This window comes from Pseudomonas sp. NPDC089395, assembly GCF_044749525.1.
In the GTDB taxonomy this organism is placed as follows: domain Bacteria; phylum Pseudomonadota; class Gammaproteobacteria; order Pseudomonadales; family Pseudomonadaceae; genus Aquipseudomonas.
This window is the reverse complement of record NZ_JBIVID010000006.1, coordinates 184761-207871: the sequence shown is the minus strand read 5'-3', so window position 1 is coordinate 207871 and position 23111 is coordinate 184761. Positions and strand designations below refer to the sequence as shown.

The 23111-nt window shown below is 65.3% G+C and carries 16 protein-coding genes; 11 read left to right on the top strand and 5 right to left on the bottom strand.

The features are described 5' to 3' along the window. Positions 1-3 precede the first annotated feature (3 nt). Entirely contained in the window at positions 4-1608 is a 1605-nt protein-coding gene (locus ACIPZG_RS15555; protein WP_400715169.1) for a putative bifunctional diguanylate cyclase/phosphodiesterase, read from the bottom strand. Positions 1609-1746: 138 nt separating this feature from the next. Between ACIPZG_RS15555 and ACIPZG_RS15550 the strand changes: the two genes are divergently transcribed. From ACIPZG_RS15550 to ACIPZG_RS15540, 3 genes are all read left to right on the top strand, one after another. Then, positions 1747-3366 carry an NADP-dependent glyceraldehyde-3-phosphate dehydrogenase gene (locus tag ACIPZG_RS15550; RefSeq protein WP_400715167.1) on the top strand — a complete coding sequence of 540 codons (1620 nt, stop codon included), beginning with the start codon at positions 1747-1749 and terminating at the stop codon, positions 3364-3366. Positions 3367-3490: 124 nt separating this feature from the next. Further along, entirely contained in the window at positions 3491-3961 is a 471-nt protein-coding gene (locus tag ACIPZG_RS15545) for a VOC family protein (RefSeq protein WP_400715166.1), read from the top strand. A 63-nt stretch (positions 3962-4024) separates the two neighbouring features. Further along, a complete protein-coding gene (locus ACIPZG_RS15540) occupies positions 4025-5212 on the top strand; it encodes a hypothetical protein (protein WP_400715164.1) in 1188 nt (395 codons plus the stop codon). A 124-nt stretch (positions 5213-5336) separates the two neighbouring features. On the opposite strand, the gene ilvA is transcribed toward ACIPZG_RS15540, so the two are convergent. Beyond that, complete coding sequence (gene ilvA, locus ACIPZG_RS15535) at positions 5337-6899, bottom strand: threonine ammonia-lyase, biosynthetic (protein WP_400715162.1); 1563 nt, start codon at positions 6897-6899, stop codon at positions 5337-5339. 183 nt (positions 6900-7082) lie between these two features. Beyond that, a complete protein-coding gene (locus ACIPZG_RS15530; RefSeq protein WP_400640970.1) occupies positions 7083-7514 on the bottom strand; it encodes a PACE efflux transporter in 432 nt (143 codons plus the stop codon). Positions 7515-7710: 196 nt separating this feature from the next. Between ACIPZG_RS15530 and wecB the strand changes: the two genes are divergently transcribed. The 5 genes from wecB (at position 7711) to ACIPZG_RS15505 (ending at position 16106) form a co-directional block, all read left to right on the top strand. Next, the gene (wecB, locus tag ACIPZG_RS15525; protein ID WP_400715160.1) at positions 7711-8865 is read left to right on the top strand and encodes a non-hydrolyzing UDP-N-acetylglucosamine 2-epimerase; all 1155 of its coding nucleotides are present in this window, start codon (positions 7711-7713) and stop codon (positions 8863-8865) included. Beyond that, a complete protein-coding gene (gene nrfB, locus ACIPZG_RS15520) occupies positions 8862-11036 on the top strand; it encodes a cyclic di-3',5'-guanylate-activated glycosyltransferase NrfB (RefSeq protein WP_400715158.1) in 2175 nt (724 codons plus the stop codon). Before wecB ends, nrfB begins: the two co-directional genes overlap by 4 nt. After that, positions 11033-14035 carry a phage receptor gene (locus ACIPZG_RS15515; protein WP_400715156.1) on the top strand — a complete coding sequence of 1001 codons (3003 nt, stop codon included), beginning with the start codon at positions 11033-11035 and terminating at the stop codon, positions 14033-14035. Before nrfB ends, ACIPZG_RS15515 begins: the two co-directional genes overlap by 4 nt. Then, entirely contained in the window at positions 14035-14874 is an 840-nt protein-coding gene (locus ACIPZG_RS15510; RefSeq protein WP_400715154.1) for a DUF4434 family protein, read from the top strand. The genes ACIPZG_RS15515 and ACIPZG_RS15510 overlap by 1 nt, the downstream gene beginning before the upstream one ends. Positions 14875-15014: 140 nt before the next feature. Further along, positions 15015-16106: a GGDEF domain-containing protein gene (locus tag ACIPZG_RS15505; RefSeq protein ID WP_400715152.1), complete on the top strand. Its 1092-nt coding sequence runs from the start codon at positions 15015-15017 to the stop codon at positions 16104-16106. Positions 16107-16158: 52 nt separating this feature from the next. Here the strand turns inward: ACIPZG_RS15505 and ACIPZG_RS15500 are convergent, their stop codons facing one another. Together ACIPZG_RS15500 and ACIPZG_RS15495 are read right to left on the bottom strand one after the other, a co-directional pair. After that, positions 16159-17460 carry an ATP-binding protein gene (locus tag ACIPZG_RS15500; RefSeq protein WP_400715150.1) on the bottom strand — a complete coding sequence of 434 codons (1302 nt, stop codon included), beginning with the start codon at positions 17458-17460 and terminating at the stop codon, positions 16159-16161. A 4-nt stretch (positions 17461-17464) separates the two neighbouring features. Continuing rightward, a complete protein-coding gene (locus ACIPZG_RS15495; RefSeq protein ID WP_008091692.1) occupies positions 17465-18166 on the bottom strand; it encodes a response regulator transcription factor in 702 nt (233 codons plus the stop codon). 215 nt (positions 18167-18381) lie between these two features. On the opposite strand from ACIPZG_RS15495, the gene ACIPZG_RS15490 reads away from it, so the two are divergent. From ACIPZG_RS15490 to ACIPZG_RS15480, 3 genes are all read left to right on the top strand, one after another. Next, positions 18382-19557, top strand: a complete 1176-nt coding sequence (locus ACIPZG_RS15490) for an efflux RND transporter periplasmic adaptor subunit (RefSeq protein ID WP_400715148.1) — start codon at positions 18382-18384, stop codon at positions 19555-19557. 11 nt (positions 19558-19568) lie between these two features. After that, positions 19569-22694, top strand: a complete 3126-nt coding sequence (locus ACIPZG_RS15485; protein ID WP_400715146.1) for a multidrug efflux RND transporter permease subunit — start codon at positions 19569-19571, stop codon at positions 22692-22694. 64 nt (positions 22695-22758) lie between these two features. Beyond that, the gene (locus tag ACIPZG_RS15480) at positions 22759-23064 is read left to right on the top strand and encodes a hypothetical protein (RefSeq protein WP_400715144.1); all 306 of its coding nucleotides are present in this window, start codon (positions 22759-22761) and stop codon (positions 23062-23064) included. Positions 23065-23111 lie beyond the last annotated feature (47 nt).

The window sequence follows — 23111 nt, the reverse complement described above, 5'->3', positions numbered from 1 at the left end:
AGCTCATGCGCCGGCCTGGCGGCCCTGCTCGCGGCGGGCTGCCAGCCAGCGCGCCAGGTCCGCCGCCGGCATCGGCCGGGCCAGCAAGTATCCCTGCCCCTGGTCGCAGCCAGCGTTGCGCAGGAAGTCGTACTGTTCCTGCGTTTCGATACCTTCAGCGGTAATGCGAAAGCCCAGCGCATGGCCCAGGTCGATGATCGCCCTGGCGACCGCCACGGCATCGTCGTCGTGGGGCAGGTCCTTGATGAAGGCGCGGTCGATCTTCAGGTGGTCGATCGGCAGTGCCCGCAGGTAGGCCAGGGAAGAATACCCGGTGCCGAAGTCGTCCACCGCCGTGGTCACGCCCATTGCCTGCAACTGGGCCAGCACCGCGCAGGCCTGTTGCTGGCTCTCCATCAGCAGGCTTTCGGTAATTTCCACCTCCAGCAAATTCGGCGGTAGATCATGGCGCTCCAGGGCCTGGGCCAGGCTTGAGACATAGTCGCTGCGCTCGATCTGCAGCGCCGCCACGTTGATCGCCATGGGCCCCGGCACCCGGTCCTGGCTGCGCCAGGCGGCCATCTGCGCGCAGGCCAGCTCCAGCACCCGCTCGCCCAAGGGAATGATCAGGCCGGTGCGCTCGGCCAACGGGATGAAATCGGCAGGCGACACCAGGCCATGGGTCGGGTCGCGCCAACGCAGCAGCGCTTCCACGCCCTCCAGGCAGCCACTGAACAGGTCGACCTTGGGTTGGTACCACAACTCGAACTCGTTCGCCTGCAAGGCCCGGCGCAGGTTGCGCTCCAGGTCCAGGCGCTGCTGCAGGCGCGCGGTCATGTCGGCATGGTACGGGCGCCAGGCGTTGCGCCCGCTTTCCTTGGCGGCATACATGGCGGTGTCGGCGTGACGCAGCAGGCTGCCGACGTCGGCCCCGTGCTGCGGGCACCAGGCCAGGCCGATACTGCCGGTGACCAGCGCGGCGTTGCCATTGAGGTCGAACGGCCGCTGCAGGCAGCGCAGCAAGTGGGCCAGCTGGTGGCTGATCTGGCCTTGGGTGCCGCGCAGCATGAACACGAACTCGTCGCCGCCCAGGCGGCACACCCGGTCGGACGTATCGAGCTCTTGCAGAAAGCGCGCGGTGGCTTGCTGCAACAGCAGGTCGCCCATGGCGTGGCCGAGGCTGTCGTTAACCTGCTTGAAACCATCGATGTCCAGCAGCAGCACGGCCAGGCCATCGCCCTTGAGGATCGCCTCGGCCAGCTGCTGCTGGAACAGCACCCGGTTCGGCAGGCCGGTGATGGTGTCGTAGTGGGCCAACCGCTCCAGTTGCGCCTGGGAGCGGCGCAGTTCCTGGTTGCGCTGCTGCAGCAGGCGTTGCTTGCGGTGGGTCTGCTTGATGAACAGACAGGTCAGGCCCGTGCAGGCCAGGGCGAACCAGAACACGGGTGAGACGAACAGACCGGCCTGCAATCCGTCCTCGTGCCGCTGGATGGCCTGCTGCCCCAGCCATGCCGATGCACCGACGCCGGCCACGGCGAAACCCGCCGGCAAGCAGCGGCAAAAGGCTTGGCGCAGCGTGCCGACGGTCGGCTTCTGCTCTTCTGGAGAGGGGGAATTGGACGGGATCATAAGCCTGCGAGCGCGGTCGATTGCTTCTGTATCGGCGCACGTCCGGCAATGTTGAGCCAGACTGGTATTTTTCTTTGGCCAGGTGCATGCTCGAAGCTGAAGCGATTCACCTACCTAGACTTGCGAGGTGCGGCACCCATGGATCCCCTGCTCGATTCGCTGTTTCCCAGCCCAGACGACATCCCCGAGGCGTGGCACCTGGGCGACCCCCTGGAGCAACGCGATTACCTGGTCAACGGTGAACTCAGGCGCTGGGACGGCCCGCTGGCCACGGTGCGCAGCCCCGTGTGGCTCAAGCAGGCCGACGGCGAACGCCAGGTCATCCTCGGCAGCGCCCCGCTGCTCGACGCCGACACCGCCCTGACCGCCCTCGACGCCGCCGTGCAGGCCTACGACAAGGGCCGCGGCAGCTGGCCGAACATGCGCGTGGCCGAACGCATCCAGCATGTGGAAAATTTCCTTGCGCGCATGCGCGAACAGCGCACGGCGGTGGTCAAGCTGTTGATGTGGGAGATCGGCAAGAACCTCAAGGACTCGGAAAAGGAATTCGACCGCACCTGCGACTACATCGTCGACACCATCAACGCGCTCAAGGACCTCGACCGCCGCTCCAGCCGTTTCGAGCTCGAACAAGGCACCCTCGGCCAGATCCGCCGGGCGCCGCTGGGCGTGGCACTGTGCATGGGGCCCTACAACTATCCCTTGAACGAAACCTTCACCACGTTGATCCCGGCGCTGATCATGGGCAACACGGTAGTGTTCAAGCCGGCCAAGTTCGGCGTGCTGCTGATCCGCCCGTTGCTAGAAGCCTTCCGCGACAGCTTCCCGCCGGGGGTGATCAATGTCATCTATGGCCGAGGTCGGGAAACGGTGAGCGCCTTGATGGCCAGCGGCAAGGTCGACGTCTTCGCCTTCATCGGCACGCACAAGGCCGCCAGCGACCTGAAAAAGCTCCACCCTCGCCCGCACCGCCTGCGTGCGGCCCTGGGCCTGGATGCCAAGAACCCCGGCATCGTGTTGCCCCAGGTCGACCTGGACAACGCGGTCGACGAAGCCGTGACCGGCGCGCTGTCGTTCAATGGCCAGCGCTGCACGGCGTTGAAGATCCTGTTCGTGCACGAAGACGTGGTCGAGGCCTTCCTCGACAAGTTCCAGCGCAAGCTCGCCGCGCTCAAGCCGGGCATGCCCTGGGAGCCGGGCGTGGCGCTGACCCCGCTGCCGGAGCCTGGCAAGGTCGATTACCTCGACGGCCTGGTGGCCGATGCCACCGCCAAGGGTGCGCGGGTGCTCAATGAAGGCGGCGGGCAAAGCCGTGGTTCGTTCTTCTATCCGGCGCTGCTGTACCCGGTGAATCGTGACATGCGCGTGTACCACGAGGAGCAGTTCGGCCCAGTGGTGCCGGTGGTGCCCTACCGCGACCTGCAGACTGTGATCGACTACGTGCTCGATTCCGACTACGGCCAGCAGTTGAGCCTGTTCGGCAACGACCCGCAGACCATCGGCAGTCTGGTCGACATCTTCGCCAACCAGGTTGGCCGCATCAACCTCAATGCCCAGTGCCAGCGCGGCCCTGACACCTACCCATTCAACGGCCGCAAGAACAGCGCCGAAGGCACGCTGTCAGTGCACGACGCCTTGCGCGTGTTCTCGATCCGCACCTTGGTGGCGACCCGCTTCCAGGAGGCCAACAAGACGCTGATCAGTGAGATCATCCGCAACCGCCAGTCGAGCTTCCTGACCACCGATTACATCTTCTGAACGTCGGCCATTTATAGACAATCGGTCTAGCAGTCCTGTCGATCTTTCACCCGTGCAAACGACTCTATGCAACAGGGGCACGCGACGTGCCCCCTTTGCAACCCCGTCAAAAGGAGCACTGAACATGGCAGCCAAACCCATTCCCGAAGGCCAGCACAGCATCACCCCTTACCTGGCCATCAAGGACGCCGCCAAGGCCATCGAGTTCTACAAGAAAGCCTTTGGCGCAGTGGAGATGTTCCGCCTCGAAGGCCCGGACGGTCGAGTCGGTCATGCCGAGCTCAAGATCGGCGATTCGTCGCTGATGCTGGCCGACCCCTGCGACAACATGGAAGGCGGCCTCACCGCCAGCCAGAAGCTCGACGGCGCTGCCGTTGGCCTGCACCTGTACGTCGAGGACTGCGACAAGGTCTATGCCCAGGCCCTTGCCGCCGGTGGCACCCAGCTGCACGAAGTGAAGGACCAGTTCTACGGTGACCGCAGCGGCACGCTCAAGGATCCGTTCGGCAACCTGTGGTTCGTCTCCACCCACAAGGAAGACCTCAGCCCCGAAGAAATCCGCGCCCGCGCCGCCAAGATGTTCGGCGGCAGCTGAGCGCCAGGTTGAAAGCGGCGCGACTTTGCCTGAAGCTTGGGGCTCGTAGCTGGGAGCTGCCTCATGCGAATCATCGACAAAACCGCCGCGCAGGTGCGCAGCCTGACACCGGCCGAAGAGGAACTGCTGGCGGGTTTCGCCAGCGGCAACCTTGCCGGCCCCCGCCTGTTGCAGGCCAACCAGTTGCTGATGAAGGTGCGTAGCGCCAACCAGTGGCTGGCCTGCGACTGCCGCAAGGACGCACTGCCGGTGCTCAATGTCACCCTCAACGGCAACACCGGCACGCTGTTTCTCAAGAACAACCCCGGTACCGCCGAGCACGCGCCCGGTTGCCCGTTCACCAAGGACGAACGCGAGGAGGCGGAGCGCGAGGCGCAGCCCACGACGCCCGCCGCCTGGCTGGCACCCGATACGCCCTTGCGGCTGATCGGCGACTTTGCCAAGGCCAGCGACAACCCTGCTGGCAGCGGCGAAGGCAGCGAGCGCCGCGAACAGCAACGCTTGCTGTCGCTGTTGCTGACCTGGCTGGAAACCAGTGGCCTGAACCTGTACGCCACGCACCTGAAGAAAGACCTTACCGCCCAGTTCGCCGAACTGCGCAGCGTCGCCAGCCGCTACCCCCTGCTCGAACGGGTGCCCGCCAGCAACTACCTGGAAACCCGGCTGGACATGAAGCACATGATGATGCTCAAGGCACGCCTGCGCGAAGCCACGGTGTTCGGCAACCACCGTCGTCATGGGCTGATGCTCGATTGCGTCGAGCAGATCCGCGGGCGCAAGTTGTTCAACAATCGCAGCGAGGACGGCTTCGACTTCCAGGGGCACCATCTGTACTGGGGTGGCAGCCGGGCGTCGGGGCCGCTGCTGGCCCTGGCGGTGTACTCCCCTGCCACGGCCGGTAGCCACTTCTATGAACTGATCCATGTGGCCAGCGTACCGGTACTGTCACGCGCGCACCTGTTCCCGGTTTACCGCGATGAAGAACGAGAGCCGCTCAAGGCGTTGGTCTCGTTGATCGACTGGATGGCCAGCAAGGGTGTGAAGGTGCAGATGCGCCGGCCGGTGATCGGTGGCCAGGTGATGGATGAACTGGTGCTGACGTCGGACCAGGACCGGGTGCTGTCGGTCTCGTTGCTGGAACAACCCCTCGGGCCGGAGCCGGATGCCGAGAATTTCAAGCGCTTTGCCGACTTCAAGAGCCTGGAGACCTTCCGCAAGTATGTGGCGGGGTTCTTCATGCGCGAGCGCTAGAGACCGCGTCGCGCCTATCGCCGGCAAGCCGGCTCCCACAGGTACGGCGCAAGCCGCGAAGACTGTGTTTTACCTGTGGGAGCCGGCTTGCCGGCGATAGGGCCCGTTCTGACACTGAAGAATCTCAGCCAAGAAACAACCGATAAGCCGGATTCTCGGTCTCATCCCAATACCGATACCCCATCTCATCCAGCGCCTGCGCCAACCCCGCCTGTTCCTCCACCGGCACCTCCAGTGCCGCGAACACCTGCGCCTGCGCCGCACCATGGTTGCGGTAATGGAACAGGCTGATGTTCCAGCGCTTGCCCAACCGCTCAAGGAACCCCAGCAACGCCCCCGGTCGCTCCGCAAACTCGAAACGCAGCACCCGCTCTTGCGCCCCCGGCGCCGCATGCCCGCCCACGGTATGGCGTACATGCAACTTGGCCAGTTCGTTATCGGTCAGGTCGAGCACGCTGTAGCCCTGCTCGCCCAGGCTTGCCAGCAGCTGCTCGCGAGGGTCATGCAATGGGTGCGTCTGCACGCCGACGAACAGCCGCGCCTCTTTGCCCGGGTAATAGCGGTAGTTGAACTCGGTGATCTGCCGCCTGCCCAGCGCCTGGCAGAACGCGCGGAAACTGCCCGGCTGCTCGGGGATGGTCACGGCGATGATCGCTTCACGCTGCTCGCCCAGCTCGGCACGCTCGGCCACATGGCGCAGACGGTCGAAGTTCACGTTGGCGCCTGAGTCGATGGCCACCAGGGTCTGGCCCTGCACGCCTTCGCGGGCCACGTACTTCTTGATCCCGGCCACGGCCAGGGCACCGGACGGCTCGGTGATCGAACGGGTGTCGTCGTAGATGTCCTTGATCGCCGCGCACAGCTCGTCACTGCTGACCGTGATCACTTCATCGACAAAATGCCGGCACAGCTCGAAGCAGTGAGCACCGACCTGAGCCACCGCCACGCCGTCGGCGAAGGTGCCGACCTGCGGCAGTATCACTCGCTCGCCAGCGGCCAGTGCGGCCTGCAGGCAATTGGAGTCTTGCGGCTCGACGCCGATCACCTTGACCTGCGGGCGCAGGTACTTCACATACGCGGCGATACCGGCCACCAGCCCGCCGCCGCCCACCGGCACGAAGATCGCGTCCAGCGCACCCGGCTGCTGGCGCAGGATCTCCATGCCCACGGTGCCCTGCCCGGAGATGACATCCGGGTCATCGTAGGGCGGCACGAAGGTCGCACCCTCGCTGTCGGCCAGGGTCAAGGCATGGGCCAGGGCATGGGGGAAGCTTTCACCGTGCAACACCACCCGGCCACCCCGCGAACGCACGCCCTCGACCTTGAGCGAAGGGGTGGTGGTCGGCATCACGATGGTTGCCTTGATGCCCAGCCGTGCGGCCGCCATGGCCACGCCCTGGGCATGGTTGCCCGCCGAGGCGGTGATCACGCCGCGCTCGCGCTGGGCCGGGCTCAGCCGCGACAGGCGGGTGTAGGCACCGCGGATCTTGAACGAGAAGGTGGGTTGCAGGTCTTCGCGCTTGAGCAGCACCTGGTTGCCCAGGCTGGCGGACAGCGCCGGGGCCGGTTGCAGCGGCGTCTCGATGGCCAGGTCGTACACCGGCGCAGACAGGATGCGCCGTACCTGCTCCGACAGCAGCTGCTGCGGGGTGAGCGGTGTACGTGGGCTGACGTTGAGATTGGACATCGAGGCAACTCCTTGGCTGTATTCACGTTGCCCAGGAGTCAGAGAGAACAAACCCGCCTCCAGGGCGGGTTCGGTGCACGTGCGCGCTAGCCCGCCAAACTGATAATGGCGGTAATAATAATGGCGTTCACACGTGGGAAAGTATTCATGGGGTGGGAACTTATCCTGCCGGATGCCAGCAAGTCAACACTTGGCTTGCTGGGCCGAAAGCGGTACGTCGAACACCTTGTCGAAGCCCCACTGGAAGACGAAGGCATAGACGAAGAAAAACACGAACAGCGCCAGGTTGGTGAGGAACGCCGCCCACAGGCTGACATCCAGCCAGTACGCCACCAGCGGCAACAGGATCACCACCAGCCCCCCTTCGAAGCCCAGGGCATGCAGCAGTCGGCGCATGAAGGTGCGCTCGCGTTTTTGCTGACGGGCTTCCCAACGCTCGAACGCCCAGTTGAAGCCCATGTTCCAGCTCATCGCGATGCCCGACATCAGGATCGACAGCAGGGTCGACTGGGCCATGCCGGCCCCGAACGCCAGCTCCAGCGCCGGCGCCACGCAGGCCACAGCAATGACCTCGTAGAGAATGGCCTGGACGATCTTGCGTGCCTTGCCTTGCATGCGCAGCTCCGTATCGAAAAGGCTTACCAAATTACTAGATGCGTCCTGCAAGGAAAAGCTTGAAATACATATTTAGCTGACCATTCAGTCAAGGGTGCGCATTGGACAACCCTGCCCCTGACTGCTTGTATCTATCCATTGCATGCGGCGATAAGTCGTACAGCTTCGTCCGGGGAATCTCACGAGGAACACGACGATGGCTAACACAATCATGATGGTATTCGGTACCCGCCCAGAGGCGATCAAGATGGCGCCTCTGGCCAGGGTCCTGCGCGAATGGCCGGAGATCGACCTGCATATCTGCTCCACGGGCCAGCACCGCGAAATGCTCGGCCAGGTGCTCACGGCCTTCGGCCTGAGCGTCGACCAGGACCTCAAGGTGATGACTCAGAACCAGACCCTCAACGGCCTGGCGCGCGACCTGCTGGACAAGATCGACAAGGCCTATGAACAGGTCAAACCGGATATCGTCCTCGTTCACGGCGACACCACCACCAGCTTCATCGCAGCCCTCGCCGCCTTCCACCGGCATATCCCCATCGGCCATGTCGAAGCCGGCCTGCGCACCGGCAACCTGCAACAGCCCTGGCCCGAGGAAGCCAACCGGCGCCTGACCGGGGTGATTGCCGACCTGCACTTCTCCCCCACCACCAAGAGCCGCGACAACCTGCTGCGCGAAGGCGTGCCGCTTGAACACATCGAAGTCACCGGCAATACCGTGATCGACGCCCTGCTGTGGATGCGCGAATACCTCACCACCAGCAGCTGGCACCCGGCCGCCGACTCGCCGCTGCACGCCCTGCGCGACGACCAGCGCATGGTGCTGATCACCGGCCATCGTCGGGAAAACTTCGGCGCAGGCTTCGAGCGCATCTGCCTGGCCCTGGCCGAACTTGCCCTGCGCCACCCCGACGTGCAGTTCGTCTACCCCGTGCACCTCAACCCTCATGTGCAAAAAGCGGTCTACGGGCTGCTTTCCGGGCGCGACAACATCCTCCTGGTGGCGCCGCAGGACTACCAGCATTTCGTCTGGCTGATGAACCGCGCGCACATCATCCTCACTGACTCCGGCGGTATCCAGGAAGAGGCCCCGGCCTTGGGCAAGCCGGTACTGGTGCTGCGCAAGGTCACCGAGCGGCCCTCGGTGCTGGAAGGTGGCACGGTGAAACTGGTCGGCACCCTGACCGAGCGCATCGTCAAGGAAACCAGCCACTTGCTCGACGACGACGCGGCCTACCGGCAGATGGCGCGGGTGTTCACGCCGTTCGGTGACGGCCACGCCAGCGAAATCATTGCCGAGCGCCTGTGCCGCTGGTTCGAGGAATCTGCCAATCAACGGGACGACGCATGAGCCTGGCGTTTATCGACTTCCTGACCTATGTGCTGTTCGGCCTCAAGATCCTGGCGATCATCCTCGCCACGCTGATGTTCCTGCTGGGCCTCGATGACCTGTTCATCGACCTGTGCTACTGGGGTCGCAAGCTGATCCGGCGCTTTCGCATCTACGACAAGTACGAGAAGGCTGACGAGAAACGCCTGTACGAAGTGCCCGAAAAACCCCTGGCGATCATGGTGCCGGCCTGGAACGAGGTGGGTGTGGTCGGCGAGATGGCGCGCCTGGCGGCGTCGACCCTGGACTACGAGAACTACCAGATCTTCGTCGGCACCTACCCCAACGACCCGCAGACCCAGGCCGATGTCGACGCCGTGTGCCTGCACTACCCCAACGTGCACAAGGTGGTCTGCGCCCGTCCCGGCCCGACCAGCAAGGCCGACTGCCTGAACAACATCATCGACGCCATCCTGCGCTTTCAGGACGATGCGCGCATCGAGTTCGCCGGTTTCATCCTGCATGACGCCGAAGACGTGATCTCGCCCATGGAATTGCGGCTGTTCAACTACCTGCTGCCCAACAAGGACATGATTCAGATCCCGGTGTACCCCTATGCACCGGAATGGAAAGGTTTCACCGCCGGGCACTATGTGGACGAGTTCGCGGAAAACCACGGCAAAGACGTCATCGTGCGCGAAGCGCTGACCGGCCAGGTGCCCAGCGCCGGGGTCGGCACCTGTTTCAGCCGACGCGCCATCAGCGCGCTGCTCGAAGACGGCGACGGTATCGCCTTCGACGTGCAAAGCCTCACCGAAGACTACGACATCGGCTTTCGCCTGAAGCAGAAAGGCATGAAGTGCATCTTCGCCCGCTACTCCATCACCGACCCGGCGCTGACCCTCAAGCAGGACTGGCGCCCGGGCATGAGCCGCGAGTTCTCCCAGGTGATCTGCGTGCGCGAGCACTTCCCGCGGGACTGGCAGCATGCCATCCGGCAGAAGTCGCGGTGGATCGTCGGCATTGTCTTCCAGGGCACCAGCAACCTTGGCTGGAGCCGCACCGGCGCACTCAACTACTTCCTCTGGCGCGACCGCCGCGGGCTGTTCGCCTACCTGCTGAGTTTCCTGGTCAACCTGTTGCTGCTGGTGCTGCTGGCCATGTGGCTGGTGACCGTGATCGCGCCGCAGTCGTGGCAGTTCATGTCGATTCTCGGCGACAGCCGGCTGCTCACCACCCTGCTCTGGCTCAACGGCCTGATGCTGATCAACCGCCTGTTCCAGCGCGGCTGGTTCGTCACCCGCTACTACGGCATTGGCGAGGGCCTGCTGTCGGCGCCGCGGATGATGTGGAGCAACTTCGTCAACTTCTTCGCCAACCTGCGCGCCTTGCGCCAGGTCATGGAGATGGGCGATTCGCGCCGGGTGGCCTGGGACAAGACCACCCACGAGTTCCCCGCCCTCGCCACGCCCGCGCGCACCCCACTGGGCCACCGCCTGGTGGAGAAGGGTTACATCAGCGAACAACAGCTGGAGCAGGCCATCACCAGCCCGGTGCGTCGGCGCCTGGGCCGCGAACTGTTGCTGCGCGGCTGGCTGACCAGCGAACAGCTGGTGCAGACGCTCGCCGAGCAACTCGACCTGCCCTGGGCACCGCTCAATCCGTTCAAGCTCGATGCCCGGCTGATCGCCGCCCTGCCACGTCGGCTGGCCACCCACTATGGCGTGCTGCCGGTGGACGAAGACGGCGACACCCTGGTGCTGGCCAGCGAGAGCCCGGTCAGCCAGGTATCGCTGGGCGTGATCAGCCGTCAGCTCAAGCGCCCGGTCAGCTGCCGCCTGGCGCCCCAGGGCCGGGTGACCCTGGGCCTGCGCTACCACTACCCCAGCCCGTGGCAGAAAGAAGAAACCCGGCACATGCTCAAGGTGCTGGAGCAGCACCAGGACAACGCCGAGCTGATCGAGAAGGTCAGCAGCCACCAGACCATGCTCGGCACCTTGCTGCAGGTACGCGGCATGGTCCCGGTGACCCTCTTCAACCAGGCGCTGATCGATTTCGACCCCGAGCGGCAGAGCCTCGGCGAGCACCTGATCGCCCGCGGCATCATCACCGAGCACGTGCTGCAGCAGGCCCTCGACGAACAGGCCAGCGAACAGCGGGCCGCCTATGACCTGATCCGGGAGGTGGCATGAAGCCGCGCTTTACCCTGACCTTCACTGGCCTGTTGCTGTGTTCCACCGCGCTGCCCGCCCTGGCCGCGCCCATGACCGAGTTCCAACGCTTCACCAGCTACCCGTTCATGGAGCGCAGCTACCGCGAAGCGAAGAAGGACAACTGGGCCGAGGTCGAACGCCTGACCCGCCACGTACTCGGCCGCGTACCGAACAACGACGAAGCCCGCGCCCTGCTGGTCGAGGCCCTGGCCCACCAGCGCCGCTACAAGGAAGCGCAAGCGGCGGCCGAGCAGATGGACGCCAGCGCCGAGCATGCCGACGCCCTGCTGGAGCTGCGCCTGACCTGGATCGAACAGGACCCGCCAGCGGCCAGCCAGGTGGAAAGCTGGTTGGCCAGCGCCGAAGGCAAACAGCGCGTGCGCCTGTGGCAGGCCTACAGCCTGAGCCTGGCCAAGTTCGGCGGCGCCGGCAAAGCCCTGGAGTGGCTCAACCAGCTGCCCCCGCGCAACGATGGCCAGGTACTGCGCCTGGCACGGGCCAATTTCGCCGAGCAACTGCGCGACTGGAATGAAACCGTCGAACAGCTGCAACCGCTGGCCGACAAGGGCCAATTGCCCGCACAGGACTGGCAGCGCCTGGCCAATGCCTATATCCAGCAAGTCGACGAGCAGGGGCTGAGCAAGCTGCTGGAAAGTGCCCCCTCCGCCGAGGCAGCCAATCAGGCGCGCCTGGCCATGGCCAACCGAACCATCGCCGTGGGCCACAACCAACAGGCGCAGCGCTGGCTGCAAGCCTTGCCGAGCGAGCAACTGCAACGACCGGAACAGCGCCAGCAATTGTGGGAGCTGGCCCGTGAAGGCGACGACGCGCCGCTGGTAATGCGCCTGAGCAACGAGCTGCAGCGCCCCTGCCTCGAGACCGTGGACTGGCTGTCCCGGCATGACCCGGACCTTGCCCGCGAACAGTTCAAAGGCTGCTCCGCCACAGCGGACGCGCGCGCCTACGCCGTGCTCAAGCAGCGCCTGTACGGCGACCCGGTGCAACCGCCGCAACCGCGCACCGCAGCCGAATGGGAGCAGCGTTATCGCCAGAGCGGTGACCTGGCGGCGCTGGAGCAAGCCACCTTCCTGTTGCTGCAGCAGGGCCACAGCGAGCGTGCCAGGTCACTGCTGGAACAAGCCTACGACCGCCGCCAAGGCCGGCTGACACCGTCGCTGCTGCAACGCCTGGGCAATCTCTATGCGCGCAACGACAGCCCGCTGGACAGTCGTCGCATGCTCAGCCTGGTGCCCAGGGTCGATGCCGCTACCCGCGCCCAGCTGCTCGGCCGCCTGGCCGAGAACGGACAGTGCGACGCGGTGCGCCAGGCCATCCCGGCCACGCCGACCGAGGCCGGCCAGTTGCGCGCCCTGGGTCGCTGCGCCATGCCCGACCAGCCCGGTGAAGCGGTGGTCTACTACCAGGCCGCCGAACGCCTTGGCGGCCCTGGCGACCGCCTGCCGCTGGCCTATGCCCTGGAAGCCGCTGGCGACTCGCAGTCGGCGGCGCCGCTCTGGCGCAGCCTGCCGAACAGTGCCTGGACCGACAATGCCCGACTGACCGCTGCCAGCGGCGCCCTGAACAACGGTGATGCCCAGGCCGCCCGCCGCTACTGGGATGCCGCGCAGCACCACAGTGCCGATGACTGGGCGCTGGGCGCCGCCATCGCCCAGCGCCAGGACGACCCCCAGGCAGCCCTGGAATTCCAGCGCCAGGCCCTGGCGCACAACCCGCGCGCCGATCACTACTATGCCGCTGCCAGTACCGCGCAATGGGCTGGCGACAGTGCGCAGAGCACGGCCTGGCTCGCCGAAGCCGTGCGCCTGGCCCCCGACCAGCCCCGCTACCGCGCCGACTATGGCATGCGCCTGGCCGGCTCGGCCGACAAAGCCCAACGCCGCCAGTCGATCCCTTACCTGGAACGGGCCACCCGCGACTTCCCCGAAGACTACCGCCTGGGCGAAACCCTGGCGCTGCGCTACGACGAAGCCGAAGACAGCGCCTCGGCGCGCCGGGAACTGCGCCGGATCATCGACGTGGAAGACAACCTGGTCGACGGCGACGACGAGTACGGCAGCCTGGAAGCACGCAAGTACCGTCAGCGCCGCGCCCACGAGAGCCTGTCGCGGCGCGACACCATCACCCTGGCCAGCACCTGGTCGCCCGCCGGCACCTCGACCAACGACAATTTCCTCGACAACGGCCAGCGCAGCGGCAGTTCACGGCGGGCCCAGTCGCAGAACGTACAACTGGCCATGTGGGACCACGCCCTGGGCGAGGAACCCAGCCGCAACGGCAGTACATTGTCGGTCTACGGCCGGGTGCTGTTCGGTGGCCAGAGTCGCACCGACTATGCCCAGAGCATGGGCACCGGTGTCGGCCTGCGTTACAAGCCATTGGGCCAGGCCAACCTCAACCTGTATGCCGAGCTGTACCACCAACGGCAGATCGATGATGAGCACTACAGCGGCCTGAGCCTGGGCGAGCTGCTCAGCCCGGCCAAGGTTGGCAGCAACTGGGGCGATCTGCGCCACAACGCCGAATCGAGCAACGACCTGCTGCTGCGCGCCACCGCCTCGTTCCTCGACCAGGGTGACTGGCGCAACGACTGGCGGGTCGACGAAGACGACTGGAACGAACGCTTCCTCTACCTCGACGCCGCCTGGTGGACCCGCGCCGGTGACCACGCCTGGCTGTCGCGCTACCAGCAGGGCCACGCCTGGAAGCTGCCCGGCACCTCGCCGCAAACCCTCATGCCGTACGGCTTCCTTGAATTCTCCAGCCAGGACCCGAGCAACGACTGGCGCCAGGATGCCCGCGCCGGGGTCGGCGTGCGCTGGCAATGGTGGTTCGACGATGACCGCTACAACGCCTATCGCGGCTCGCTGAAAGTGCGCGCCGAGTACCAGCAGTCGCTGGGAGGCAACCTCTACGAGCGCGCCAATGGCGTGCTGGTTGGCGCGGAGATGAGCTTTTGATGCGTACCTTCCTGGCAGTCTGCCTGCTTGCCCTGTGCCTGCCGGCCATGGCCGACCAGCGCCTGTTCTATCAGCCGCTGAACCGCGATGCCGGCGTGACCGCTGCCCAGTGGCAGCAGCTGTGGCGGGCAACGGTCGCCCAAGGCGGCAAGACCCTGATCGTGCAATGGAGCGCCTACGGCGACAGTGATTTCGGCGGTCCTCAGGGCTGGCTGGCGAACAGCTTGCGCGAGGCTCGCGCCCAGGGCTTGGCGTTGGTGCTGGGGCTGTACATGGACCCGGCCTACTACCAACGCATCGATGAAATCGACGGTGACGGGCTGAGCAACTACTGGAAGGCGCAACTGGGTCGCTCGCTCGGCCAGTACCGGCAGGTGCGCGAGCAGTGGCAGTTGCCGGTGGCGGGCTGGTACCTGCCGCTGGAGCTGGATGACCTGCATTTGCGTGACGCCAGCCGCCGCGAGGCGTTGCACAAGCAGCTGCAGGCCTTCAACCGGCAGCTGGACAAGCCCTTGCATATCAGCGCCTTCAGCGCCGGCAAGCTGGCACCGCGACTGAATGCCGCATGGCTGGATGACCTCGCCGGGTTAGGCTTGACTGTGTGGTGGCAGGATGGTGTCGGGACAGGGCGGTTGCCGCCATTAGTGCGCCAGGGCTACGAGCAGGCGTTGCCATGTCGGGTGGGCGTGGTGCGCGAGGCGTTTCGCCAGGTGAGTGCGCAGGGGCAGGCGTTTCGCGCGGAGCCTGCCGAGCCGAAGCTCGCTGGCGGGTGCCATGCAGAGGCGGTGTTTTCTTTGCGCTACCGGCCTTGGGCCCGGGGTATTCTGCCATTGAATTGAGTGTCTGTACGGGCGCTATCGCCGGCAAGCCGACTCCCACAGGTACAGCACAGGACTCCCTGGCTGTGGGGATCCTGTGGGAGCCGGCTTGCCGGCGATAGGCCACGGCAGGCAAAAGCAGTTTCACAAGGAACCCACCGATGCTCAGGACCATCGAGCAACACGTGCGCGAACAGGTCGCCCCTGCCGCGCTGCGTTCAGAATTCCGCCAACACGAGTTCGAAAACTCACGGCGCTTCTGCCAACTGATCTTCTGCGTCAGCATCACCATCTGGCTGGTGTTCGACCTTATCGTCAGCTACCTCGGCGGCCAGGGTTTCACCTGGCTGTCAGGCGCGTTCATGGCACTGATGTGCAGCCTCACGGTGGTCCTGGGCTTCACCCGCAAGTCCCACCACTTCGACGTCCTCAACCTGCTGTTCGTCGCCGTCATCACCTTGGGCATGCGCCTGCTCATCGAAGGCATCCCGATTGCCCAGCGCCCGCTCTGGCTGGTCCTCGGCACGTCAACCGTGCTGTACAGCGTGTCGGTACTGCCGGTTCGGCGCTGGTCATTCTTCTGTGCCATGGCCATCACCTGGGCCATGCTCAACCCGTTCTTCAGCACCAACATCGACCTGGACGACCTCGAAGCCGCCATGCTGCTCAGCTATGCAGTGTTCCTCAGCGGCCTGGTGATCTACAGCTACCTGCGCATCCGCCAGGCCAAGCTGTACAACTTCTACATGTCCAAGGTGCTGCTGGACCAGGCGTATGTCGACGTGCTGACCGAGATCCCCAACCGCCGATCGTTCATGGCCAAGGCCGAGCGCCAGCTGCAGGACGCCCCGGCCGGGCAGTACCTGGCGATGATCGACATCGACAACTTCAAGAAGGTCAACGACCGCTTTGGCCATGACATTGGCGATGAAGTGCTCAAGCGCGTGGCCGTGCATATCAAGGCAACCATGGGCGCCTACGAGTTCGCCCGGCTCGGCGGCGAGGAGTTCGTGATCTTCTTCAAGGGCCTGGACCAGGCAGGGGCCGAGCGGGAGGTGGCGGGTTTGTGCACGCGGGTCCGGGAGGATGTTGGGGATCATCCGGTGACCATCAGTATCGGGCTTGCCCGGGTCGAAAGCGCAGATAGCCTGACCATGGCGCTGGTCAAGGCTGACCAGGCGTTGTACGAGGCCAAGCACAGCGGCAAAGACCGCTTTGTATTGTGGACCAGCCGTTTGGCCGACAGCGCCTAGCAGGTTCGGCCCCTTCGCGGGACAAGCCCGCGAAGGGGCCGGACCTGCCCACCTACCCACCCGCAGGCAAACGAATCCTGAACTGCGCCCCACCCAGCGCCGACTGCGCCACGGTCAGTGTCCCGCCCTGCCCCTCGATCGCCCGCCGGCTGATCGCCAGGCCCAGACCGAACCCACCGGTGTTGCGATCTCGGCTACGGTCCAGGCGGTAGAACGGTTGAAAAATCCGCTCCCGCTCCTCCACCGGAATTCCGATGCCGTCATCCTCGACCGTCAACAGGCAGGCGCCGTCCTCTTCCAGGCGCAGGCGCAACAGCAAGCTCTCATCGCAATAGCGCATGGCATTGCGCACCAGGTTCTGCACCGCTCGGGCCGTCAGGCGCGGGTCGAGCACGAAGCGTGGCAGCGGGTCGTCGGCTTGAACCTCCCAGCGAATACCCCGCGCATCGAGCTCTTCAGCGAAACCACCGAGCACACTGTCGACCAGCTCCAGCAACGACACCTCGACCCGCTCACGGGCCTGGTCGGCGTTGTACAGCCGGCTGTAGGACAGCAGTTCGAGCACCAGCTCGTCCAGCTCGCGCACATGCCCCACCAGCTCCAGCAGGCGCTTGCGGCTGGCCGGTGGCACTTCGTCGAACAGCAGCACCAAGCCGAAATCCAGGCGGGTGAGTGGTGTGCGCAGTTCGTGGGACACCGCGTTGAGCAACTCGCGCTGCTGGTTGACGTGGCGTTCCAGGTCGCTGGCCATGGTGTCGAACACCCCTGCCAGCTCGCCGATGTTCGAGTGCGGCGAAATGTGCGTGCGCTCGGCCATCTGCCCCTGGCCGAGGCGCCGGGCGGTTTCCTTGAGGCGCTCCAGGTCCCGCCAGTGCGGCCATACCCACAGCAACAGGCAGCCGAGCATGGCGGCGACGATCAGCACGGTGACGCCCCAGGACAGGACATTGATGTCCAGCGGGTCAGGCGGTGAATGCAGGCTCACCAGCCAGTCCTGGTCCAGCGGTGCCAGCACCGTCCGGTAGTAACCCCAGTCGCCAATGCGCACCACGTACAGGCCATGTTCCACACGTGCTAGCTCAGGCGCACTCAAATCGGCCTGGTCGCTGCGCAACAGGCTGACCTGTAACGGCGCAAACGCCTGCGCCAGCTCCTCTTCCACCGCTGGCCATTGCTCGCGGGGCGCCTGGCGGAACTGGCGAACGATCAGCGACTGCACGCCCTTGGCCTGGTCCAGGTTGTAGGCCATGAAGCGCTCGTGAAACAGGCCGACGATGGCGTCGGGGATCAACAGCAACGCGCCGGCATAGGCGACGATGATCACCAGGTACAGGCGCACCAGGATCTTCAGCACCCCTTCAGCACTCCCACTCGACGCGGCTGAACAAGTAGCCCTTGCCCCACACAGTCTTGATCTTGCGGGCTTCGCCGGCGCTGTCGTCGAACTTGCGGCGCAGCTTGGAAATGGCCACGTCGACCGAACGGTCGGTGCCATTGAACTCGATACCGCGCAGTTGCTGGAGAATGCGGTCACGGCTGAGCACTTCGCCGGCATTGCGCGCCAGCACCACCAACAGGTTGTATTCACCGCTGGACAACTCCACCTCTTCGCCGCGCCAGCTGACCAGGCGCTCGGCCAGGTCGATGTGCAGGCCGCCCACCTGGATATGTTCGTTGTCCAGGCGCGGCTCGTTGACGCTGCTGCGGCGCAGCAGGGTGCGCACACGCGCCAGCAGCACCCGCGGCTCGCAGGGTTTGGTGACGTAGTCGTCGGCCCCCATTTCCAGCCCCAGCACCTGGTCGTGGCTGTCGTCGCGGGCGGTCAGCATCAGGATCGGCACGCTTTGCGAGGCCTGGCGCAGCAGGCGGCACACCTGCAGGCCGTCGAGGCCCGGGAGCATCAGGTCGAGGATCACCAGATCCGGTTTGTCGCGGTGGAAGCTGTCCAGCACGTGATCGCCCCGGGCGATCACCTGTACATGGAAACCGTTGCGTTGCAGGTAGCTGGCGATCAGTTCGGACAGGGCGCTGTCGTCTTCGACCAGGAGAATGTTTGGCATAGGCGCTTGACAGAATTTAGAGAGGACCTTACTGGCCCCTGTGGGAGCGGGCTTGTCCCGCGAAAGGACCAGCACCGATATCAGCAAGCAGAATATAGAATCCTACAAGCCGACAGGATTATTCATCACACTTTTTCACACACGTCCTACAGCTGTTAACAGGCACCCAGGGAACGACTGCCGTAGCATACAGCCATCATCATCGGAAGATCCGTATGCCTACCATTCTCTCCCCTCGCCTGCGCCCCGTGGCGCTCGTGGCGCTGCTGGCCCTGCCCCTGGCCGGTTGCAACGACAGCGCCGAACAGGCCGAAAAAGCCCCCATGCCCCAGGTGCGGGTAGAAACCCTGCAACTGCAACCGCTGGCCATTACCACCGAGCTGAGCGGACGCATTCTCGCCCCGCGCACCGCCGAAGTCCGCGCCCGCGTCGCCGGCGTCGTGCTCAAGCGGGTCTACCGTGAGGGCAGCGACGTCAAGCAGGGCGATGTGCTGTTCCTTATCGACCCGGCGCCCTTCAAGGCCGACCACGACAGTGCCCGCGCCACCCTGGCCAAGGCCCAGGCCAACTTGTACCAGGCGCGCCTGCAAGAGCAGCGTTACCGCGAACTGGTGGACGACAAGGCGGTCAGTCGCCAGGAGTACGACAACGCCCGCGCCGCCTTCCTGCAAGCCGATGCCGTGGTCGCCGAAGCCAAAGCCGCCCTGGAACGGGCACGCCTGAACCTCGGCTACGCCACGGTCACCGCGCCGATTTCCGGACGCATCGGCCGCGCCCTGGTCACCGAAGGTGCGCTGGTGGGGCAGAACGAGACCACACCGCTGGCCACCATCCAGCAGCTGGACCCGATTCACGCCGACGTCACCCAGTCGACCCGCGAGCTCAATGCCCTGCGCCGCGCCCTGCGCGCCGGAGAACTGCAGCAGGTGGGTGCCCGCGAGGCGCGGGCCACGCTGATCCAGGATGACGGCAGCGCTTACCCGCTGCCCGGCAAGCTGCTGTTCTCGGACATCAGCGTCGACCCGAGCACCAACCAGATCACCCTGCGCAGCGAGTTCCCCAACCCCGACCTCGACCTGCTGCCCGGCAGCTACGTACGCGTGCGCCTGCAGCAGGCGCTGCAGCCCAAGGGCATCAGCGTGCCGCAGCGGGCCATCCTGCGCGACAGCGCCGGGGTACCGAAAGTGCTGGTGGTCGACGCCCAGGCGCGCATCGGCGAACGCCCGGTGCAGCTGGGCAGCGCCCAGGGCGACCGCTGGGTGGTCAGCGAAGGCCTGGCCGCCGGCGAGCGCGTGGTGGTCGAAGGCTTGCAGCACGTGAAGGCCGGCGACCAGGTCCAGGTCGACGCCACCCCGGGCAGCCAGCCCATCGCCCAGCACAACGGCCAGTGAGGGCCTGATCCATGCCGCAATTCTTCATCGACCGCCCGGTGTTCGCCTGGGTGGTCGCACTGTTCATCCTGCTGGCCGGCGCGCTGGCCATCCCGCAGTTGCCGGTGGCCCAGTACCTCAACGTGGCGCCGCCGCAGGTGGAAATCTATGCCGTGTACCCCGGCGCCTCGGCGGCGACCATGGACGAGAGCGTGGTCAGCCTGATCGAGCAGGAGCTCAACGGCGCCGACAACCTGCTGTACTTCGAGTCGCAGAGCAGCCTGGGCAGCGCCACCATCACCGCCACCTTCGAGCCCGGCACCCACCCGGACATGGCCCAGGTCGACGTGCAGAACCGCCTCAAGGTGGTCGAGTCACGCCTGCCGCGCCCGGTCACCCAGCAAGGCCTGCAGGTGGAAAAGGTGTCCACCGGTTTCCTGTTGCTGGGCACCCTCACCTCGGTGGATGGCAGCCTCGATGAAACCGCGCTGTCCGACATCCTGGCGCGCAACGTGATGAACGAAATCCGTCGCCTCAAGGGCGTCGGCAAGGCCCAGTTGTACGGTGCCGAGCGCGCCATGCGGATCTGGATCGACCCGGCCAAGCTGGTCGGTTTCAACCTCACACCCAACGACGTGGCGGTCGCCATCGCCGCGCAGAACGCCCAGGTCGCCCCTGGCAGCATCGGCGACCTGCCTGCCCGCGGCACCCAGGAAATCACCGCCAACGTGGTGGTCAAGGGTCAGCTGAGCACGCCCGAGGAGTTTGCTTCGATCGTCCTGCGTGCCAACCCCGACGGTTCCACGGTGACCATTGGCGATGTCGCCCGGGTCGAAATCGGCGCCCAGGAATACCAGTACGGCACGCGCCTGAACGGCAAGCCGGCCAGTGCCTTCAGCGTGCAGCTGGCGCCGGGTGCCAATGCCATGGAAACCGCCACGCTGGTACGGGCGAAGATGAAAGAGCTGGCGCGCTACTTCCCCGACGGGGTCAAGTACGACATTCCCTATGACACCTCGCCGTTCGTCAAAGTGTCGATCCAGCAGGTCATCAACACCCTGTTCGAGGCCATGCTGCTGGTGTTCGCGGTGATGTTCCTGTTCTTGCAGAACCTGCGCTACACCCTGATCCCGACCCTGGTGGTACCGGTGGCGCTGATGGGCACCTTCGCGGTGATGCTGGCGCTGGGCTTCTCGGTCAACGTGCTGACCCTGTTCGGCATGGTGCTGGCCATCGGCATCCTGGTGGACGACGCCATCGTGGTGGTGGAGAACGTCGAGCGGATCATGGCCGAGGAAGGCCTGCCGCCCAAGGAGGCCACGCGCAAGGCCATGGGCCAGATCAGCGGCGCCATCATCGGCATTACCCTGGTGCTGGTGGCAGTGTTCCTGCCAATGGCCTTCATGAAGGGGTCGGTGGGCGTCATCTACCAGCAGTTCTCGCTGTCGATGGCGGTGTCGATCCTGTTCTCGGCGTTCCTCGCCCTGAGCCTCACCCCGGCCCTGTGCGCCACGCTGCTCAAGCCCCTGGCCAAAGGCGAGCACCACGAACGCAAAGGCTTCTTCGGCTGGTTCAACCGCCGCTTCGACGCCCTGAGCAACGGTTACGAGCGCTGGGTCGTACAGGCACTCAAACGCAGCGGGCGCTACCTGTTGGTGTATGGCGTACTGCTGGCGGTGCTCGGCTATGGCTTCAGCCAGTTGCCCACGGCGTTCCTGCCGACCGAGGACCAAGGCTACACCATCACCGACATCCAGCTGCCGCCGGGTGCCAGCCGCATGCGGACCGAGCAGGTGGCCGCGCAGATCGAAGCGCACAACGCCGAAGAGCCCGGCGTTGGCAACACCACGGTGATCCTCGGCTTCAGCTTCTCCGGCAGCGGGCAGAACGCGGCACTGACCTTCACCACCCTCAAGGACTGGTCCGAACGCGGCGCCGACGACAGCGCCCAGTCGATTGCCGACCGGGCCAGTGCGGCATTCTCCCAGATCCGCGACGCCGTCGCGTTCTCGGTGCTGCCACCGTCGATCGACGGCCTGGGCGAGTCCACCGGTTTCGAGTTCCGCCTGCAGGACCGTGGCGGCATGGGCCATGCCGAGCTCATGGCCGCGCGTGACGAACTGCTGGAAGGCGCGCGCAAGAGCAAGGTACTGGTCAACGTGCGCGAAGCCTCGCTGGCCGAGAGCCCGCAGGTGCAACTGGAGATCGACCGCCGCCAGGCCAACGCCCTGGGCGTGTCGTTCGCCGACATCGGCGCAGTGCTGGACACCGCCGTGGGTTCCAACTACGTCAACGACTTCCCCAACCAGGGGCGTATGCAGCGGGTGGTGGTGCAGGCCGAAGGCGACCAGCGCAGCCAGGTCGAGGACCTGCTGAAGATCCACGTGCGCAACAGCAGCGGCAAGATGGTGCCGCTGGGGGCCTTCGGCCAGGCCCGCTGGGTCAGCGGCCCGGTGCAGCTGACCCGTTACAACGGCTACCCGGCGGTGTCGATTTCCGGCGAGCCGGCGGCCGGCTACAGCTCTGGCGAAGCCATGGCCGAAGTCGAACGCCTGGTCGCGCAGTTGCCAGCTGGAGCGGGCCTTGAGTGGACCGGCCTGTCGCTGCAGGAGCGCCTGTCCGGTAGCCAGGCACCGCTGCTGCTGGCCCTGTCGCTGCTGGTGGTGTTCCTGTGCCTGGCGGCGTTGTACGAAAGCTGGTCGATCCCCACCGCCGTGCTGCTGGTGGTCCCGCTCGGCGTACTTGGCGCGGTGCTGGCGGTGACCCTGCGCGGCATGCCCAACGACGTTTTCTTCAAGGTGGGCCTGATCACCCTGATCGGCCTCTCGGCGAAGAACGCCATCCTCATCATCGAGTTCGCCAAGAGCCTGGTGGACCAGGGCGTGGACGCCGTGGACGCCGCCGTACAGGCCGCCCGCCTGCGGCTGCGCCCGATCGTCATGACCTCGCTGGCCTTCATCCTTGGCGTTGTGCCCCTGGCCATCGCCACCGGCGCCAGCTCGGCGAGCCAGCAGGCGATCGGCACCGGGGTGATCGGCGGGATGCTCAGCGCCACCCTGGCGGTGGTGTTCGTGCCGGTCTTCTTCGTGGTGGTGATGCGTGTGGCTAAGCGTGGCCAAGCGGCCAACCAAGCCATGAGTGAAGAGCGCGGCTCGTAACAGAGCTGCTCGTAGGGGTAAAAGTCGTTAAGTCAATGATGCTGGCATCAATGGAGGACCTAAAATGAAAAAAAATCGCGATGCCAGTATCAGCAGCCAAGTCCATTCGCTCGCAAGGCGGCATGGCGTGACTGGCGACAAGGATCACGTCAGCGATCTGGCTACCACGATTACCCGCCTCTCTGGCGATGCCGTAGCGCTCGAAACCTTCGAGAGAATGCTCGTGTCACTCAAGAAGAAAGGCATTTTGTCCAAACAGCAGATTCTGCAGTTGGAGGCCCGCTATCTGCGCGAGCAATCGAGTACTGAACGCCTCATTGAAACGATGCCTGGTACTAAATCCCAAGCGTCATCCTCACTGAATGGATAATGGGTGGCTTGAACAGCTAAACTGTCAGCCTTTTGCACTTCCCCGCA